The sequence below is a fragment of the Flavobacterium sp. R1_16 genome (assembly GCF_057652095.1).
In genome coordinates, this window is the sequence record NZ_JBYFCG010000001.1 from 29913 (window position 1) to 47120 (window position 17208).

Annotated in this window: 18 protein-coding genes; 17 read left to right on the top strand and 1 reads right to left on the bottom strand. The window is 33.1% G+C overall.

The window, feature by feature from the left end; translation table 11 throughout:
• Positions 1-113: 113 nt before the first annotated feature.
• Complete coding sequence (locus AC23L6_RS00110; protein ID WP_487560253.1) at positions 114-1124, top strand: glycosyltransferase family 9 protein; 1011 nt, start codon at positions 114-116, stop codon at positions 1122-1124.
• A gap of 39 nt (positions 1125-1163) precedes the next feature.
• Here AC23L6_RS00110 and AC23L6_RS00115 read toward each other — a convergent pair whose 3' ends face one another.
• The gene (locus AC23L6_RS00115; protein ID WP_487560254.1) at positions 1164-2216 is read right to left on the bottom strand and encodes a 2Fe-2S iron-sulfur cluster-binding protein; all 1053 of its coding nucleotides are present in this window, start codon (positions 2214-2216) and stop codon (positions 1164-1166) included.
• 131 nt (positions 2217-2347) lie between these two features.
• Here AC23L6_RS00115 and AC23L6_RS00120 point away from each other — a divergent pair, with 131 nt between their 5' ends.
• The 16 genes from AC23L6_RS00120 to AC23L6_RS00195 all read left to right on the top strand — a co-directional run bounded on the left by AC23L6_RS00120 (position 2348) and on the right by AC23L6_RS00195 (position 17195).
• Positions 2348-3817, top strand: a complete 1470-nt coding sequence (locus tag AC23L6_RS00120) for a DUF5687 family protein (protein WP_487560255.1) — start codon at positions 2348-2350, stop codon at positions 3815-3817.
• 21 nt (positions 3818-3838) lie between these two features.
• Positions 3839-4534: an ABC transporter ATP-binding protein gene (locus AC23L6_RS00125; protein ID WP_487560256.1), complete on the top strand. Its 696-nt coding sequence runs from the start codon at positions 3839-3841 to the stop codon at positions 4532-4534.
• An 88-nt stretch (positions 4535-4622) separates the two neighbouring features.
• Positions 4623-7496, top strand: a complete 2874-nt coding sequence (gene porW, locus AC23L6_RS00130; protein WP_487560257.1) for a type IX secretion system periplasmic lipoprotein PorW/SprE — start codon at positions 4623-4625, stop codon at positions 7494-7496.
• An 8-nt stretch (positions 7497-7504) separates the two neighbouring features.
• Positions 7505-7915, top strand: a complete 411-nt coding sequence (locus AC23L6_RS00135) for a bactofilin family protein (RefSeq protein ID WP_487560258.1) — start codon at positions 7505-7507, stop codon at positions 7913-7915.
• Positions 7878-8126, top strand: a complete 249-nt coding sequence (locus AC23L6_RS00140; RefSeq protein WP_487560259.1) for an AtpZ/AtpI family protein — start codon at positions 7878-7880, stop codon at positions 8124-8126. The genes AC23L6_RS00135 and AC23L6_RS00140 overlap by 38 nt, the downstream gene beginning before the upstream one ends.
• Entirely contained in the window at positions 8113-8505 is a 393-nt protein-coding gene (locus AC23L6_RS00145; protein ID WP_487560260.1) for a hypothetical protein, read from the top strand. The genes AC23L6_RS00140 and AC23L6_RS00145 overlap by 14 nt, the downstream gene beginning before the upstream one ends.
• A 107-nt stretch (positions 8506-8612) precedes the next feature.
• Positions 8613-9773 carry a F0F1 ATP synthase subunit A gene (gene atpB / locus AC23L6_RS00150; protein ID WP_487560874.1) on the top strand — a complete coding sequence of 387 codons (1161 nt, stop codon included), beginning with the start codon at positions 8613-8615 and terminating at the stop codon, positions 9771-9773.
• Positions 9774-9807: 34 nt separating this feature from the next.
• Positions 9808-9999 (top strand): ATP synthase F0 subunit C, encoded by a 192-nt coding sequence (atpE, locus tag AC23L6_RS00155; protein WP_171221220.1) that lies wholly within the window; start codon positions 9808-9810, stop codon positions 9997-9999.
• An 85-nt stretch (positions 10000-10084) separates the two neighbouring features.
• Positions 10085-10585, top strand: a complete 501-nt coding sequence (locus AC23L6_RS00160) for a F0F1 ATP synthase subunit B (protein ID WP_487560261.1) — start codon at positions 10085-10087, stop codon at positions 10583-10585.
• A 2-nt stretch (positions 10586-10587) separates the two neighbouring features.
• Complete coding sequence (gene atpH / locus AC23L6_RS00165) at positions 10588-11121, top strand: ATP synthase F1 subunit delta (protein WP_487560262.1); 534 nt, start codon at positions 10588-10590, stop codon at positions 11119-11121.
• Between the two features lie 15 nt (positions 11122-11136).
• A complete protein-coding gene (atpA, locus tag AC23L6_RS00170; RefSeq protein WP_487560263.1) occupies positions 11137-12714 on the top strand; it encodes a F0F1 ATP synthase subunit alpha in 1578 nt (525 codons plus the stop codon).
• Positions 12715-12804: 90 nt separating this feature from the next.
• Positions 12805-13665, top strand: coding sequence for an ATP synthase F1 subunit gamma (gene atpG, locus AC23L6_RS00175; RefSeq protein ID WP_487560264.1), 861 nt, complete (start codon positions 12805-12807; stop codon positions 13663-13665).
• A 142-nt stretch (positions 13666-13807) separates the two neighbouring features.
• Entirely contained in the window at positions 13808-15274 is a 1467-nt protein-coding gene (locus AC23L6_RS00180; RefSeq protein ID WP_487560265.1) for a lipopolysaccharide biosynthesis protein, read from the top strand.
• Positions 15275-15289: 15 nt separating this feature from the next.
• Entirely contained in the window at positions 15290-15724 is a 435-nt protein-coding gene (dut, locus tag AC23L6_RS00185) for a dUTP diphosphatase (RefSeq protein ID WP_487560266.1), read from the top strand.
• A gap of 106 nt (positions 15725-15830) precedes the next feature.
• Complete coding sequence (locus tag AC23L6_RS00190; protein WP_487560267.1) at positions 15831-16151, top strand: GIY-YIG nuclease family protein; 321 nt, start codon at positions 15831-15833, stop codon at positions 16149-16151.
• A gap of 33 nt (positions 16152-16184) precedes the next feature.
• Entirely contained in the window at positions 16185-17195 is a 1011-nt protein-coding gene (locus AC23L6_RS00195; RefSeq protein ID WP_487560268.1) for a sugar nucleotidyltransferase, read from the top strand.
• The last annotated feature ends 13 nt before the right edge of the window (positions 17196-17208 follow it).

Here is a 17208-nt window from a genome sequence, read left to right on the forward strand (position 1 = left end):
TATTTTAAACCATTAAGGTGTTAAGTTTCATTAAGCCCTTCTTAATTTTCTTATTATCTTAATGTTTTTTAAACATAATTTAATTGTCAAAGGCAAACCAACATATAGCCGTCATGAGACTTTCCGCAATGGGAGATGTCGCCATGACGGTTCCTGTTTTACGGGCATTAGTGCAACAAAATCCAGAAGTCAAAATCACAGTAGTTTCTCGACCGTTTTTCAAACCTTTTTTCCAAGGAATTCCCAATGTTTCTTTTTTTGCTTTTGATGAAAAAAAGCGACACAAAGGATTTTTTGGGTTAATTCATTTATTTCGAGATTTGAAACCATTAGATATTGATGCTTTTGCTGATTTGCACAATGTGTTGCGTTCTAAAATCGTGAGAACATTATTTGCTATCAGCGGAAAAAAAATCGCCTCTGTTGACAAAGGACGTGCAGCAAAAAAAGCTTTAACAAGAGCAAAAAATAAAGTTTTTCAACCACTACCGACCATGTTTGAAAGACATGCTAATGTTTTTCAACAACTGGGCTTTTCTGTAGATATCTCAAATCCAATTTTCCCGCCAAAGCAAAAGCTAGACGCTGAAGTTGTACATTTAATTGGCGACAATTCAAACAAATTAATCGGAATTGCTCCTTTTGCGCAATACGAATCAAAAGTATATCCACTAGATTTAATGCAAAAAGTGATTGATGCACTGGCTCTTAACCCAAATTATAAAATTGTACTTTTCGGAGGTGGAAACAAAGAAATTGAACTTTTGAATGCTCTCTCAAAAAACAGACAGAATGTTATTGTTATAGCAGGGAAAATAAAATTTGAACAAGAGTTGCAATTGATTTCCAATCTGGATATAATGCTAAGTATGGATAGCGGAAACGCTCACATAGCAGCGATGTTAGGAGTAAATGTTATTACGCTTTGGGGCGCTACACATCCGTTTACTGGTTTTTCACCGTTCAATCAACCTTTAGAAAATGCTTTGGTATCCGATAGAACTAAGTATCCTTATTTGCCAACTTCAGTTTATGGAAATAAAAAAGTGAAAGGATATGAAGATGCGATGCGAACCATTTCAGTAGAGAAAGTTGTAGAAAAAATAAATTCCAATCTTGCCTAAACAAAATTGGAATTTAGAAATTGTCATTGAAATTTTTATTTAAACATCATCATAATCAACAACAATAGCATCAGATGTTGGATGCGCCTGACAAGTTAACACTAATCCCTCCGCAACTTCACTGTCAGTTAAAATGGAGTTTTTCTTCATTTCGGCAGTTCCAGATGTGATTCGCGCCAAACAACTACTGCAAATTCCACCTTGACAGGAATAAGGGGCATCAATACCTTGTTTTAAAGCCGCTTCAAGAATGGTTTGTTTTTGTGACATTTCGAAAGAAGTTTCATCACTATCTACTATAACGGTGATTTTAGAATGACCACTTAGCGATTTTTCTATTGTATTTTCGCTTGTTGAAGTAGAAAACAATTCAAATTTTATGGCTGAATCTTTGTAATTTTTTTCTTTTAAAATGGAAGAAACTGAATTAATCATTTCTTCTGGGCCACACAAATAGAATTTTTCAAATTGCAATGCTGCGTGTTTGTTATTGAGTACAAAATTTACGGTTGATTTGTCAATTCTACCAAAAAGTTCATGTTCAACATTGGCTTGACTGTACACAAAATGCACAAAAAAGCGTCCTACGTATTTCAGTTGTAAATCGTGTAATTGTTTGTGAAAGATAGTTTCTTCAGGAGTTTTGTTACCGTAAACTAAGACAAAAGTGCTTTTTGGTTCACCGTTTAATACGCTTTGAATGATAGATAAAACAGGTGTTATACCACTTCCAGCGGCAAAAGCAGCATAATTTCGTAAGCGTCCCATTTCTGGTTCAAAAGTGAATTTTCCCTCTGGAGTTCCTACTTCTAAAGTATCACCTGCTTTGAGTTTGCTATTAGCAAATGCGGAGAAAGTACCATTTTTCACTTCTTTTATGGCAATTCGTAATTCACCACTTTCAGGTGAAGAACAAATAGAATAGGCACGTCTGATTTCCTGTCCATCTAAGGTAAGTTTTAAATTGATGTATTGACCTGCAATAAATCGATAGAAATCTTTAAATTCTAGTGGAACGTTAAATAAAACAGATACTGCAGACGGGGTTTCGCGTCGTACTTCTTTTATAGTTAGTTTGTAAAATGATGACATGGGAAATAGTTTTTGGCAAAAATAGAAAAAACTATTAAGATGAACGATTTAGAAATATAGAAAAGCAATTAAAGTGTAACAAGTGGATTTTTTTGTAGACAAATGAGAAACATAAATTCAGGATAAATCTTATGATAAAAAAATTTCTTTATTTAGAATGGAAGAGCTTTTTGCGTGCGGCATCCTTTAAGTCCAATTTGGCACTCAAAATTCTAATGATTTTTTTAGCCATTTATTTTACTTTGGTGTTTTTAGCATTGGGCGTAGGCGCTTTCTACATCATTAGAAAAATGAACCTAGATCCATTGGTTACGGTCAATACGTTTTTGATTTATTATTTTTTAATCGATTTAGTTATTCGATTGCTTTTACAGAAAATCCCAGTGATGAATATTCGTCCGCTTTTAATTTTTCCAATTAAAAAGGCTACGATTGTTCATTTTTCCTTAGGGAAAACAGGCTTCTCTTTTTTCAATTTTGTGCATGCTTTTTTCTTTTTACCTTTTAGCATTGTTCTAATTTATGAAGGGTATGATGTTTTAAGTGTCATTCTTTGGCACATCGGCTTGTTTTCATTGGTGTATAGTATTAATTTTCTGAATATTTTGTTGAGTAATAAAGACAATTTATTTGTCGTTTTTCTAGGAATTACAGCTGTTTTAGGAGGTTTAAAGTATTACAATTTTTTTGACATTACCCATTTTAGCACTCCATTTTTCGACGGTTTGTTTCACACAAAATGGCTATTCTTATTTCCAGTTGCCTTATTAATAGGCTTATATTATGCTACGTTTACTTACTTTAAGAGCAATTTATACCTAGATGCAGGGCTTTCGACTAAAAATGAAATTGCTAAAACTGAAAATTTAACTTGGTTAAACCAGTTTGGAACACTTGGAACTTTTTTAAAGAATGATATTAAATTGATTAAAAGAAACAAGCGTTCTAAAACAACTATTGGAATGAGTGTAATGTTTCTGTTTTATGGACTTCTTTTTTTTACTAATAGTATTGAGGTCTATAACAATCCTACGATGCATGTTTTTGCAGGAATTTTTGTCTCGGGAGGATTTCTAATTACTTTCGGACAATTTGTTCCAAGTTGGGACAGTGCTTACTATCAGTTAATGATGACACAAAATATTCCTTACAAAGGCTATCTGAGTTCAAAATGGTGGTTAATGGTTATTGGAACTCTTATTTCTACTGTTTTGGCTTCGTTCTATTTGTATTTTGGATGGCAAATTTACCTTACCATTGTTGTGGGAGCGATTTATAACATCGGAATCAATTCGCATCTTGTTTTATTAGGAGGTGCTTACACTAAAACACCAATAGATTTAACTTCTGGCAAAGGCGCTTTTGGAGACAAAAAAGCGTTTAATGTAAAAACAATGTTGATTTCTATCCCGCAACTAGGATTACCAGTTCTTTTGTATTGGTTAGGCACTTTAATCAAAGATGCATATATGGGACTAGTATTAGTAAGTAGTGTCGGGATTATAGGCTTTGCTTTCAAAGATTATGTATTTACATTAATCGAAAAAGTATATAAAACCGAAAAGTATGCTACAATAGACGCTTACAAACAAAAATCATAAATTTTCTAAACAGCAACTACAATGATACAAGTAAATCATCTTTCAAAAAAATATAACGGAATCACGGTTTTAAATATAGAAACACTCGAAATTCCAAAAGGACAAAGTTTCGGATTAGTAGGGAATAACGGTGCTGGTAAAACTACTTTTTTCAGTTTATTGTTGGATTTAATTCAACCTTCAACGGGAAACATCATTAACAACAACGTTGTGGTAAACACAAGTGAAAATTGGAAACCATTTACGGCTTCTTTTCTTGACGAAAGTTTTTTAATAGGGTATTTAACACCCGAAGAATATTTTTATTTCATAGGCGATTTACGCGGACAAAATAAAGCCGATGTAGATGCGCTTCTTGCTAAACATGAAGAATTTTTTAACGGCGAAATCTTAAAAAACAAAAAATATTTACGAGATTTATCAAAAGGGAATCAAAAGAAAGTAGGAATTATTGCCACATTAATTGGTAATCCAGAAGTGGTTATTTTGGACGAACCTTTTGCCAATTTAGACCCAACAACGGTAAATCGACTTAAAAAAATCATCAAAGAATTAGCCGATGATTCTAATGTAACAGTCTTGGTTTCCAGTCATGATTTGCAACACACTGTTGAAGTCTGCAACAGAATAGTAGCACTCAATAAAGGCGAAGTGGTTAAAGACATTCAAACCACACGAGAAACACTCCAAGAGTTGGAAGCGTTTTTTGCGGTTTAAATTTCTATATTTCAAAAAGAAACGTATTTTTACCAGTTAGTATACTAAATTAGACTTTTAAAAGTTTTAAGAATAAAATCGTTTCACATTGAAAACCAATCAACTTAAATATATTTCGGTACTGGGAGGAATCCTTTTTTTCATTGCATGTTCTACCAAGAAAGATACTTTTTTATCCAGAAATTCTCATGCATTAAGTGCGGAGTATAATATTCTTTACAACGGAGGAATTGCCTTAGATAAAGGAATTGCGGATTTAAAATCGCAATACAAAGATAATTTTTGGGAGCGATTACCTATCGAAAGAATGCAAGTAAATAAAGAAGCTTTTCTTCCTGGACAGTCTACACCCAACCCTAATTTTGAGCGCGCCGAAACTAAAGCTATCAAAGCCATCCAAAAGCATTCTATGAACATAGCAGGTTCAGAAAGAAATCCTCAAATGGACGAAGCCTATCTAATGTTAGGAAAAGCGAGATATTATGACCAGAGATTTGTGCCTTCACTCGAGGCTTTCAACTACATTTTATACAAGTATCCCAATAGCGACAAGATATATGAAGCAAAAATTTGGAGAGAAAAAGTAAACATTAGAATGGATAATGATGCTCTCGCAGTTAATAATTTAAGAAGATTATTAAAAGACATTAAATTCAAAGATCAAATTTTTGCCGATGCCAATGCTATTTTATCTCAAGCATTTTTAAATTTAGAACAAAAAGACAGTGCGATTGCCAAACTCAAATTGGCCAAAGAATTTACCAAGCAAAAAGAGGAAAAAGCAAGATATAATTTCATTCTAGGTCAGCTTTATCGAGAATTAGGATATAAAGACAGTGCCTTTGCATCCTATCAAACAGTTATCAATATGAAAAGAAAATCGCCTAGACAGTATGTGATTCAATCTCATATCAAACAAGCCCAAATGTTTGACTATAAAGCTGATGATACCATAGCATTTTTAGACAACTTCAGAAAGCTCACAAAAGACAGAGAAAACCGTCCTTTTTTAGACGTTTTATACCACCAAATGGCAGTGTTTTATGAAAATGTTGATAAGCCAAAAATAGCGATGGATTATTATCAAACGTCTCTAAAAACAAAATCTCAGGATTCCTATTTAATAGCATCCAATTATAGAAATTTGGCAGAGATTTATTTCAATAAAGCAAAATATGTTACCGCCGGAAAATACTATGATAGTACCATGGTTCAACTCAACAATAGAACCAGAGAGTTTAAAGCGATTAAAAAGAAACGAGACAATTTAGTCGATGTAATAAAATACGAGGGAATTGCCACGAGAAACGACAGTATCATCAATGTGTTTTCTTTATCGGATAAAGATAGAGTAAGCTATTATGAAGATTACATCGCCAAATTAAAGAAAGAAGAAGAAGCCCAAAAGATTTTACTTGAAAAGCAACAAAAAGAAATGCAATCTCAATCTCAAGATAATGGCGGACTCGAAGGGCAAGATTCTTTTGACAAGATCGACAAAAATGGAAGGTCAAGAAATAGAGAAAAGGACAATAGCAGACAAAATTCATTGATGCCTCCAGCCGAGAATAATCCTTCATCAATTTCAAGTCAAAGCAATTTCTATTTTTACAATCCAGCTACTGTAGCTTACGGAAAAAAAGAGTTCAAAAAGAATTGGGGAGACCGAGTATTTAAGGATAACTGGAGATTATCTACTGCTAAAACCGAAGCAGAAAATGTAGAAGGAAATGATGTTACAAAAAACGACTCATCAGAAAATCCAATTGAAGAAAAAGTAGACGAAAGACACACGGTGGACTTTTACCTAAAGCAATTACCTAAAGACCAAAAAGCAATAGATAGTATAGCTAAGGAGCGCAATTTTGCGTACTATCAGTTAGGAGGTATTTATAAAGAAAAATTCAAAAAATACAATTTAGCTGAAAACAAATACGAGAAATTGTTAGATTTTCATCCTGAAGAACGATTGGTATTACCTTCTATGTATAATTTGTATAAAATTTATCAAATTACAGGAAATAAGGATAAGGAGTTGGCGATGAAGGAAAAAATCATAAACCAATACCCAGATTCTAGATATGCTCAGATTATTGGGAGTGCAAATGCTACAAGTGTGGCAGCAACGGATAGCCCAGAAACAAGTTATTATAAGTTGTACAAACAATTCCAAACAGGAGATTATAAAACAGTTTTGACAAATGTTGACTTGGCGATAAATCAATATGCTGGAGAAGAAATTATTCCAAAATTAGAATTATTAAAAGCCAATACCGTTGGTAAATTAAAAGGCTTGGAAGAGTTTAAAAAAGCATTAAATTTTGTAGCATTAAATTATCCTAATAATGAGGAGGGAAAAATTGCCGAATTGTATTTGGCTAACGATATGCCTAAATTAGAAAACTTAAAATTCTATCAAGCAAAACCTTTAAGCTGGAAGATTCTGTATGCTGTTTCAGGAAATCCTGAAGATAAAAACGTTAAGAATCTGCAGGATAAAATCAAAAAATTCTTTGTAGATAGAGATTTTGCTAAAATCACCATGTCAAATGACATTTATACTATGGATAAAAACTTTATAGTTATTCATGGCATGAAAACAGAAGAGTATGCCAATGGAATTGCATCCATTTTGAAAGAATTTAAAGACTATAAAGTTCAAGATAAAGCCTATATCATTTCTAGTGACAACTATAAAATTGTACAAATCAAAAAGAATTTTGAAGAGTATCTAAATACAGATCCATCAAAACCGGTATCCAATAGTGTGCCAGTAGCTCCAAATAATCAAGTCAATCAGACAAATAGTCCTGAACCAGCAGCAGTTCCTATTCCTAATCAAGGAAATACCATTGCACCACCAAACAACAATGATTCTGAATTAAAAATGCTTCCTCCGCAGGCACCAGACGATGAAATTGGAACTCCACCACAAGAACCCGATCCTGTTGAACCAAAATAAAAGACGCAATGTTTGATAAAAATCCAAAATCGTACACTGATTTATTAGGAAAAACTAACAGAATTGTTGAAGGAACAACGATACAAGGCGATATAATTTCACCAGCAGATTTTAGATTGGATGGACATTTAATTGGCAATTTTCAATCAAAAGGAAAAATTGTTATCGGTCCAGCTGGAAGCATAAAAGGAGATATTATATGCAAGAATGCCGACATAGAAGGGAAATTTACAGGTAAAATACAAGTAACTGAGATTTTAAATGTAAAATCGAAAGCATCTATTCACGGAGAGGTAATTTGCGGAAAACTTTCTGTTGAGCCTGGTGCCGATTTTAGTGCTTCTTGTGTGATGAAACCCAATGTAAAAACGCCAGTTATAAATGACGGACAACAAAGATCCGAAGAAAAAAACCAATAGCAAATGGTTAGCTTTAATCAATATTCCTATACAAATGGGGGTAATTGTATTTCTTTTTGCAAAAGCGGGAACATGGTTGGACACCAAATATAATAATGCCAATGGGATATGCCTCAAAATCCTAACATTATTAGGAGTTGTAATATCATTTTACAATATAAACAGGCAACTCAAAGAGATAAACGAAAAAGACAACAATGATGCAAAGTAAATACAAGCCAGTTGTTGAGGTATTTTTCCTCTCTGTTGTTGCATTTTTACTGCACAAAGCAATTCTTTTTTTGCTGAGAAATCAAATTAATGAAACGGCTTTTCACTATTCGTTATTGACCTTATATCTGTTTTTTTTGATAGGCTCAATTCTTATTATTTCTATCTTAATCAAGATAAAAAAGAACAACATAGACAGTGTTGGTCTAACTTTTTTGTTGTTAACATCAATAAAAATGGTAGCTGCCTATATTTTAGTTCACCCAATACTACAAGAATCCAATACATCTGCATCAGAAAAAATTAATTTTTATAGTGTTTTTGCTTTGTTTTTAGTAATAGAAACGATTGTAACTATAAGAATATTAAATAAAAAGTAGTAATTTATTGAAAACCTAATGATTTTATCAAAAAATTAAAATGAATACTTTTTAGTATTAATTAAAATTGTACTTTTGCACCAAATTTGAAAAATAAATTATCAGACATGGTGTTTTCTAACAAATTACAGCAATTCATATTCGCCACACTAGTTGCTTTCTTGCCTTTTTTTAGCAATGCAAATGCTAACGATACTTTACCTGTAGAACACAAAGCTATCACTGCTGCTGTAGCTGGTCAAACAGAAGTTAAAGAATTATCTGAAAAAGAGAAAGAAGCTGAAGAAAGAAAAGAATTCATTCAGCACCACTTATTAGATTCCCACGATTTTCACTTGTTTTCTTATGAAGATGATGCCAAAGTAGAACACCACATTGGTTTTCCTTTGCCTGTTATCTTATGGGATAACGGATTGCATATATTTTCTTCATCGGCATTTCACCACGGAGAAAAAGCAGCTGAAAGCAATGGTAATTTCTATAGATTGCATCACGAAAAAATATACAAAGTAAATTCAGCGGATGAAGAAGTAACTTTAAACGAAGAGCATCACCCAACAAATAGTAAGCCTTTAGATTTATCGATTACCAAAAACGTTTTTGTAATGTTGGTGGTTTCGCTTTTAATCTTCGTATTGTTTAGAAGTTTAGCAAAATCGTATGCGAAAAATGGTGGAGTTGCTGCTGGCGCTGGACGTTTCTTTGAGCCAATAGTTCTTTACATTAGAGACGAAATTGCGATTCCTAATATTGGAGAAAAACATTATAAAAAATACATGAGCCATTTATTGACTGTGTTTTTCTTTATTTGGTTTTTAAATATTTTCGGATTAACACCTCTTGGAATTAATGTAACAGGCAACATCGCTATAACAGCTTGTTTAGCAATAGTTACCTACATAATTACAACATTAACTGCAAATAAAAATTATTGGGGGCACATTTTCTGGATGCCAGGAGTTCCTGTTCCAATGAAAATTATTTTAGCACCAATTGAACTTTTAGGAACTATAATCAAGCCATTCTCATTAATGATTCGTTTGTATGCAAATATTGTTGCGGGTCATATCGTATTAATGAGTTTGATTGGATTGATGTTTTTATTCAAAAGTTGGTTGGGAAGCAGTTTGTCATTCGGATTGTCATTTGCAATCTCATTAATTGAAATATTAGTTGCTTTATTGCAAGCGTATATATTTACCATGTTGTCTGCTTTATATTTTGGTTCGGCTGTTGAAGAACACCACCATGACGAAGCACACCATTAATAGTTTGAATGTTTAATTTTTAATACATATTTTTATGGAAATTCCTAAAATCATTGGAGCTGGATTAGTAGTAATTGGAGCTGGAATTGGTATCGGTAGAATTGGTGGATCTGCAATGGACGCTATTGCTCGTCAACCAGAAGCTACAGGAAAAATTCAAACAGCTATGCTTATTGCAGCTGCGCTTATTGAAGGTATTGGATTTGCTGCGTTATTCGCTGTATAATTCTAAAAAAATCAAAAGCTATAACGGTTGGTTATAGCTTTTGTTTAAAAATTTAAAAATGTTATTATAAATAAGAGTTTATATAATGGAAAAATTAGTAGAACAATTTTCACTTGGTTTGTTTTTTTGGTCAGCATTAATCTTTATTGGATTAATCTTGTTATTGAAAAAATTTGCATGGAAACCAATATTAGATGCAATTAACGAAAGAGAAGAAGGAATAAAAAATGCTTTACTTTCTGCTGAAAATGCTAAGAAAGAAATGCAAAATCTTCAAGCAGACAACCAACGTATTTTGCAAGAAGCTAGAATGGAACGTGATGCCATGTTGAAAGAAGCTCGTGAAATAAAAGAAAAAATAGTTTCAGATGCTAAAAATGAAGCTCAAGTTCAAGGACAAAAAATTATTGAACAAGCAAAAGCAACTATCGAAAGTGAAAAAACTGCAGCTATTGCAGAGTTAAAATTACAAGTTTCTTCATTGTCTCTTGATATTGCTGAGAAATTATTAAAAGACGAATTGTCTAACAAAGCAGCTCAAACCAAGTTGGTAGAGAAAATGCTTGGTGATGCTAAATTGAATTAATTATGGCTAGTACAAGAGCAGCAATTCGTTATGCAAAAGCGATTCTGGATATAGCAGATTCAAAAAAAGTGGCTGATAAAGTAAGTAGCGATATGAGTTTAATTGCTACCACAATTAAAAGCAATGATGAATTGAATACTTTTATTCAAAGTCCAACTATTAGAGTTGAGGTAAAAGAAAAAGCCCTTTTAGAAGTTTTTGAACAGGTAAATTCGGTAACAAAAAGTCTTTTTCATTTATTATTCGAGAACAAAAGATTTGAAATTTTAGAAAGCATTGCTGTTGAATATAACAAATTATTTGACACAAAGAATGGTGTAGAAATAGCAAAAGTGACTACAGCAATTCCTTTGGATACAGCTTTAGAAGCAAAAGTTTTAGCTAAAATTGCAACATTTTCAAATAAAAAAATCACGATTCAAAATACTGTAGATTCATCAATTATAGGAGGATTTATATTAAAAATAGGCGACAATCAATACAACGCTTCTGTTGCCAATAGATTACAAACATTAAGAAGAGAATTAAGTAACTAATTATTCAAAATAATTATGGCGGATATTAAACCTGCTGAAATTTCAGCAATATTAAAAAAACAAGTAGAAAATTTCGAATCTGGTGCTTCACTTGAAGAAGTAGGTTCAGTGCTTCAGGTTGGTGATGGAATTGCTCTTGTTTACGGACTTTCGAATGTTCAATACGGAGAGCTTGTAGAATTTGATAATGGACTTGAAGGTATCGTTTCAAATCTTGAAGAAGACAATGTTGGAGTAGTACTTTTAGGACCATCAACAGGAATTAAAGAAGGTTCAACTGTAAAAAGAACGCAACGTATTGCTTCTTTAAGAACAGGAGAAGGCATGGTAGGTCGTGTAGTGAACACTCTTGGTTTTCCAATTGATGGAAAAGGACCAATAGGAGGTGAATTATTCGAAATGCCATTAGAAAGAAAAGCACCAGGAGTTATCTTCCGTCAGCCAGTTACAGAACCATTACAAACAGGAGTAAAAGCGGTTGATGCTATGATTCCAGTAGGTCGTGGACAACGTGAGTTGGTAATCGGTGACCGTCAAACTGGAAAGTCTACGGTTTGTATTGACACTATCTTGAATCAAAAAGAATTTTATGATGCTGGAAAACCAGTATATTGTATCTATGTTGCTATTGGGCAAAAAGCATCAACAGTAGCAGGTATCGCAAAAACATTAGAAGAAAAAGGAGCTTTGGCGTATACAATTATTGTAGCCGCAAATGCTTCTGATCCAGCTCCTATGCAAGTATATGCACCTTTTGCTGGTGCAGCTATTGGAGAATATTTTAGAGACTCTGGTCGTCCTGCTTTAATCGTTTATGATGACTTGTCTAAACAAGCGGTGGCATATCGTGAGGTTTCTCTTTTGTTAAGAAGACCACCAGGACGTGAAGCTTATCCAGGGGACGTATTTTACTTGCACTCTCGTTTATTAGAAAGAGCTTGTAAAGTTATCAATGATGATGGAATCGCTAAGAACATGAATGATTTACCAGATTCGTTAAAAGGAATCGTAAAAGGTGGAGGTTCGTTAACGGCTTTGCCAATTATCGAAACACAAGCTGGTGACGTTTCTGCCTATATTCCAACCAACGTAATTTCGATTACAGACGGTCAGATTTTCTTAGATGGAGATTTGTTTAATTCTGGGGTTCGTCCTGCAATTAACGTGGGTATTTCAGTATCACGTGTGGGTGGTAACGCTCAAATTAAATCAATGAAAAAAGTAGCTGGTACTTTGAAATTAGACCAAGCACAATTCCGTGAATTGGAAGCTTTTGCTAAATTCGGTTCTGATTTGGATGCTGTAACTTTAAACGTTATTGAAAAAGGAAAGAGAAATGTTGAAATCTTGAAACAAGGATTAAACTCTCCTTATACAGTTGAAGATCAGGTAGCTATTATTTATGCGGGTTCTAAAAATTTGTTAAGAAGTGTTCCTGTTAATAAAGTTAAAGAATTTGAAAAAGATTTCTTAGAATACTTAAATAACAAACACAGAGATACTCTTGATGCTTTGAAAGCAGGAAAACTAGATGATAGCATTACAGATGTTATTGAATCAGCTGCTAAAGAAATTTCAGCGAAATATAATTAATAAAGTATATTGTATGTTGTATACTGTATAATGCCCAAAGCAAATTACAGTATACTTTATACAATTTTTACAATATACAATTTATAAAAAATGGCAAATTTAAAGGAAATCCGTAATAGAATTACTTCCGTTTCATCAACGATGCAAATCACATCGGCAATGAAAATGGTTTCTGCTGCAAAATTGAAGAAAGCTCAAGATGCAATTACAGCCATGCGCCCTTATGCCGAAAAATTAACGGAATTATTACAAAATCTTTCTTCAACATTAGATAGTGATATAGGAGGAGATTATACTGCTCAACGTGAAGTTAAAAAAGTATTAGTAGTTGCTATAACATCTAATAGAGGTTTGTGCGGAGCATTTAACTCTAATGTAATTAAAGAAGTTAAAAATCGTTCTGAGTTTTATGTTGGAAAACAAGTAGATGTTTTTGCCATAGGAAAAAAAGGAAATGATATTCTTAGCAAATCATTTTCTGTTATTGATAACCAAAGCGCTGTTTTTGACCAATTAACTTTCGATAATGTGGCCAAAATTGCTGAAGTCTTGACAGATAAATTTATTTCTGGAGAATATGACAAAATAGAATTGGTTTATAATCAATTTAAAAATGCAGCAACCCAAATTATTCAAACAGAACAATTTTTACCCTTAGCACCAGTAGTTTCAGATAGCGCAGTTTCATCAGGAGATTATATCTTCGAACCTTCAAAAGAAGAAATTCTATTGACTTTAATACCTAAATCTTTGCGCACTCAATTGTACAAAGGAATTAGAGATTCTTTTGCTGCTGAACATGGAGCACGTATGACAGCAATGCATAAAGCGACAGACAATGCAACGGAGTTAAGAGATCAATTAAAATTGACATACAATAAAGCCCGTCAAGCCTCTATCACAAACGAAATTTTAGAAATTGTTGGTGGAGCAGAAGCGTTGAAAGGATAATAAATAAAGACAGTATTGTAAAAGGCCTCGCATAGCGAGGCTTTTTTATTTTTAATAAAATTAAAAAACGATTAAAGTATCAAATTAGGTCAAAAACCAAAGAATTGGTTATTTTTGTTAAACAGAAAAACAGGCTATAATTTTGAGTTTATATAAAAATCTTTTTAAACAAACTGCTATATACGGACTTGCAACGGTTTTGCCAAGGATGTTTAGTTTTCTACTCGTCCCTTTGTATACTGATTTGTTGCCAAAAGCCGAATATGGTAAAGTATCCATCATTTTTGCATGGATGATATTTTTTAATGTCATTCTTGCCTATGGTATGGAAACCGCTTTTTTTAGATTTTATAATAATGAAAAAGACAAAGAAAATGTAATTGAAACCACAACAGTTTCTATATTTTGGTCCTCTTTTATATTTCTTTTTACCGCCATGTTGTTTAGAAATTCATTAGCAGATTGGTCAGATATTGATTCACAATATGTCATTTATACCATTTGGATTCTAGCATTAGACGCCTTAGTTATTGTGCCCTTTTCTAAATTAAGAGCCCATCAAAGACCAATGGTTTATGCCGTAATCAAGATAGGTAACGTAGTGATAAATCTTAGTTTAAGCGTTTTCTTTTTGCTGTATTTACCTAAAATTGCACAAGCATATCCTGATGGCTATTTGAGTTCTTTGTATGTTGAAAATTTTCAAATTGGATACATTTTCGTTGCCAATATTATTGCTAGTCTATTGACATTTGTTGTGCTTTCGCCAAATTATATTTATCTCAATTGGAAATTTGACTTTGGTTTATGGAAGCGAATGATACGATATGGTCTGCCAATAATGATTGCTGGAATTGCATTTGCCATTAACGAGCAGTCTGATAAAATTCTCTTGGGTAAACTTTTGCCATCAAATGTTGCTGAAGCGGAAGTAGGAGTTTACTCAGCTTGTTATAAGTTAGGGTTGTTTATGGTCTTGTATAGAACAGCATACACTTTAGGTATAGAACCGTTCTTTTTTAGCCATGCATCAAATGAAAATGCGCCACAAACCTATGCAACGATTACTAAATACTTTGTAATTTTTGGCTCATTTATTTTACTGTCAGTAATTGTTTTTGCGGATTTGATTAAATATATTATGATTCGGGACACCTCCTACTGGGAAGCTATGAAAGTAGTTCCGTTAATTATCTTGGCTAATTTTTTCCTTGGGATTTATACGAATCTTTCTGTTTGGTATAAATTGATTGACAAAACCTATATTGGAGCTTATATTTCGATTATTGGCGCTATTGTAACGTTAGTGCTCAATTTTCTATTAATTCCAAGTTTGAGTTATTACGGCTCAGCGATTGCTACTATTGCTGCCTACGGAAGCATGATGTTAATTTCGTATTATTTTGGAAACAAGTATTATCCAATTCCTTATGAAATAAAAAAAATCAGTGGATACCTTTTGCTATCAACAGTCTTTTCAGTTATTTCTTTTTATGGCTTTAGAGAAAATTATATCGTAGGTATATCTTTATTAATCCTATTTTTGTACTTCATTTATCACAATGAAAAAGAAACTTTAAATAGAATTTTAAAACGCAAACCGAATTAGAATTTTTGAATTACAATGACCATAAAAATAATCAATACATCGCAGCATTCTTTACCAAATTACGAAACTATAGCCTCGGCAGGGATGGATTTAAGAGCCAATTTATCCGAGTCAATAACGTTAAATCCTTTGGAAAGAGCTATTGTAAAAACAGGACTTTTTATTGAATTACCCATAGGCTATGAAGCTCAAGTGCGTCCTAGAAGTGGTCTTGCTGCCAAAAAAGGAATAACGGTACTTAATTCTCCAGGAACGGTAGATGCTGACTATAGAGGAGAAATAGGGGTGATTTTGGTAAATTTATCTAATGAAGCATTTGTCATAGAAAACGGCGAACGAATCGCCCAACTTGTTATTGCAAAACACGAACGCGCAGAATGGGTTGAAGTTCAAGAATTGTCCCAAACATCTAGAGGAGAAGGTGGTTTTGGGAGTACAGGAGTGAAGTAAATTCCTGCGAAGGCAGGAATCTTGTGAAGATTAAGATTGAAATTCAATAAATAAAGTAAAAAGTAAAGTTTAATAGTAAAGATACCCGCATTCGCGGGCGGTGAAAATGAAATTATGGTATATCTACATAATGTCAAATCAACATCAAGGCGTTATTTATGTAGGAGTTACCGATAACTTAATTGAAAGAGTAAAAGAGCATAAATTAAAAATTTATCCAAATTCATTTACTGCTAAATACAATTGTGATAAATTAATTTATTTTGAAGAATGGGAAAATGGGTTTGAAGCTATAAGACGAGAAAAGCAATTGAAAAAATGGAAAAGAGATTGGAAAGTAAATTTAATCGAAGATATGAATCCGTCTTGGATGGATATTAGTTTAAATTGGAATTTCGATTTTAATAAAATAAGAAATAATGTTTAATTTAAAAGATACCCGCGTTCGCGGGCAATTAATATGAAAATAATAGTACCTATGGCGGGTCGTGGTTCCCGTTTAAGACCACATACATTAACGGTTCCAAAACCACTAATTCCGATTGCAGGAAAGCCAATAGTCCATCGATTAGTTGAAGATATTGCTGGAGTTTTAAATCAGGATATTGAAGAAATTGCTTTTATTATTCACGAAAGTTTTGGAAAGAAAGTAGAAGAAGATTTAATTGAAATTGCTCAAAAGCTAGGTTCAAGAGGAACTATTTATTATCAAAATGAAGCGCTTGGAACGGGTCATGCTATTATGTGTGCTAAAGATTCTTTAAGTGGACCAGCAGTTATCGCTTATGCCGACACTTTAATCCGCGCCGATTTTGATTTGGATCAAAATGCAGACAGTGTGATTTGGGTAAAACAAGTGGACCAGCCTGAGGCCTTTGGTGTCATCAACTTAAATGAAGCTAACGAAATAGTCGAATTGGTTGAAAAACCCAAAGAGTTTGTTTCAGACCTTGCCGTTATTGGGATTTACTATTTTAAAGATGTTGCAGTTTTGAAAAATGAATTGCAATATGTTTTAGATAACAATATCATTCATGGTGGAGAATATCAAATTAATGACGGAATCAAACAGATGATGGCAAAAGGCATGAAATTTGTACCAGGTGAAGTAGCCGAGTGGATGGATTGCGGAAATAAGAATGTAACGGTAGAAACCAATTCTAGAATGTTAGGGTTTTTACATCAAGATGGCGAAAATTTAGTTTCAAACTCAGTGGTGTGTGAACATTCCACCATTATCCAACCTTGTTTTATCGGAGAAGATGTGATACTAATAAATGCAACCGTAGGTCCGAATGTTTCTTTAGGGAAAGGGTGTCACGTTCAGGATAGTACCATTACAAATAGTTTGATTCAAGATCATACCCATATTAAAAATGCCAATTTGGATAATGCCATGATAGGAAGTCATGCTAGTTTTAACGGAAGTTTCACTAGTATTAGTATTGGCGACTATTCTGTGCTTGAATAAAGAGAATAAATTC

What these genes read in the sequence shown, in the direction of transcription:
- AC23L6_RS00195 (WP_487560268.1), top strand. Translation starts at nt 16,185, where the DNA reads ATGAAAATAATAGTACCTATGGCGGGTCGTGGTTCCCGTTTAAGACCA.
- AC23L6_RS00145 (WP_487560260.1), top strand. Translation starts at nt 8,113, where the DNA reads ATGATGCAAAGTAAATACAAGCCAGTTGTTGAGGTATTTTTCCTCTCT.
- AC23L6_RS00135 (WP_487560258.1), top strand. Translation starts at nt 7,505, where the DNA reads ATGTTTGATAAAAATCCAAAATCGTACACTGATTTATTAGGAAAAACT.
- AC23L6_RS00190 (WP_487560267.1), top strand. Translation starts at nt 15,831, where the DNA reads ATGAAATTATGGTATATCTACATAATGTCAAATCAACATCAAGGCGTT.
- atpB (WP_487560874.1), top strand. Translation starts at nt 8,613, where the DNA reads ATGGTGTTTTCTAACAAATTACAGCAATTCATATTCGCCACACTAGTT.
- atpA (WP_487560263.1), top strand. Translation starts at nt 11,137, where the DNA reads ATGGCGGATATTAAACCTGCTGAAATTTCAGCAATATTAAAAAAACAA.
- AC23L6_RS00160 (WP_487560261.1), top strand. Translation starts at nt 10,085, where the DNA reads ATGGAAAAATTAGTAGAACAATTTTCACTTGGTTTGTTTTTTTGGTCA.
- AC23L6_RS00125 (WP_487560256.1), top strand. Translation starts at nt 3,839, where the DNA reads ATGATACAAGTAAATCATCTTTCAAAAAAATATAACGGAATCACGGTT.
- AC23L6_RS00115 (WP_487560254.1), bottom strand. Translation starts at nt 2,216, where the DNA reads ATGTCATCATTTTACAAACTAACTATAAAAGAAGTACGACGCGAAACC.
- atpE (WP_171221220.1), top strand. Translation starts at nt 9,808, where the DNA reads ATGGAAATTCCTAAAATCATTGGAGCTGGATTAGTAGTAATTGGAGCT.
- AC23L6_RS00110 (WP_487560253.1), top strand. Translation starts at nt 114, where the DNA reads ATGAGACTTTCCGCAATGGGAGATGTCGCCATGACGGTTCCTGTTTTA.
- AC23L6_RS00140 (WP_487560259.1), top strand. Translation starts at nt 7,878, where the DNA reads ATGACGGACAACAAAGATCCGAAGAAAAAAACCAATAGCAAATGGTTA.
- atpG (WP_487560264.1), top strand. Translation starts at nt 12,805, where the DNA reads ATGGCAAATTTAAAGGAAATCCGTAATAGAATTACTTCCGTTTCATCA.
- dut (WP_487560266.1), top strand. Translation starts at nt 15,290, where the DNA reads ATGACCATAAAAATAATCAATACATCGCAGCATTCTTTACCAAATTAC.
- AC23L6_RS00120 (WP_487560255.1), top strand. Translation starts at nt 2,348, where the DNA reads ATGATAAAAAAATTTCTTTATTTAGAATGGAAGAGCTTTTTGCGTGCG.
- atpH (WP_487560262.1), top strand. Translation starts at nt 10,588, where the DNA reads ATGGCTAGTACAAGAGCAGCAATTCGTTATGCAAAAGCGATTCTGGAT.